The sequence below is a fragment of the Gemmobacter lutimaris genome, assembly GCF_003570715.1.
Classification (GTDB): Bacteria; Pseudomonadota; Alphaproteobacteria; order Rhodobacterales; family Rhodobacteraceae; genus Gemmobacter; species Gemmobacter lutimaris.
The window spans coordinates 1-243 of the sequence record NZ_QXXQ01000074.1; the positions used below are offsets into that span (position 1 = coordinate 1).

Annotated in this window: 1 protein-coding gene; it reads right to left on the reverse strand. The window is 71.2% G+C overall.

What is annotated here, in order from left to right; all coding sequences use genetic code 11:
* Nucleotides 1–243 (reverse strand): hypothetical protein (locus D2N39_RS23750; protein ID WP_199725350.1); only part of this gene is annotated, 243 nt, incomplete at both ends.

Below are 243 nucleotides of genomic sequence, written 5' to 3' on the forward strand. Positions count from 1 at the left end.
GAGATGGTGACGGCGACGGCGACGGAGATGGTGACGGCGACGGCGACGGAGATGGTGACGGCGACGGCGACGGAGATGGTGACGGCGACGGCGACGGAGATGGTGACGGCGACGGCGACGGCGACGGCGACGGAGATGGTGACGGCGACGGCGACGGAGATGGTGACGGCGACGGCGACGGAGATGGTGACGGCGACGGCGACGGAGATGGTGACGGCGACGGCGACGGAGATGGTGACGGCG